The sequence below is a fragment of the Vibrio sp. 1978 genome (genome assembly GCF_033344345.1).
On record NZ_JAWPOP010001114.1, the window covers coordinates 1 to 502 of the forward strand.

1 protein-coding gene is annotated in these 502 nt (G+C 44.6%); it reads right to left on the reverse strand.

The features are described 5' to 3' along the window. Positions 1-378, reverse strand: a 378-nt coding sequence (locus R8N49_RS30935) for a DEAD/DEAH box helicase (RefSeq protein ID WP_318190928.1), incomplete at its 3' end; no start/stop codon positions are given. Between the last annotated feature and the right edge of the window lie 124 nt (positions 379-502).

Below are 502 nucleotides of genomic sequence, written 5' to 3' on the forward strand. Positions count from 1 at the left end.
GTTTTTATCGTCTGGCACACGGTGACATTCATCGATAACCAGAAGTGAGAACTGGTTTTTGAATGAGTCCAAATTGCGCACTACCGATTGCACCGAGGCAAACACCACTTGTTGGTCGGTTTCCTTTCTTCCTAATCCTGCCGAAAATATGGCGCCTTTCAAACCGTAGCCTTCATATTTCGCGTGGTTTTGTTCCACCAGCTCTTTTACGTGGGCCAAAACCAACACACGCCCTTTGGCAAGGCGTGCCAGTTCTGCAATAACTAAGCTTTTCCCCGCACCAGTTGGTAGTACGATCACTGCGGGGGTGGAATGTTTGCGAAAGTAATGAATAACGGCTTTAACAGAGTCAGCTTGATATGGGCGAAGTGTGTACATGAAAATATGTGAAATTGCTCAACTATTCGAACTAGGAAGGCTATAATACCTGACTTTTATACCCAAGTGACCTTTGAACCGTAATTCGGAGATCACTTGGGTATAATTCAATGAGGTATTCATG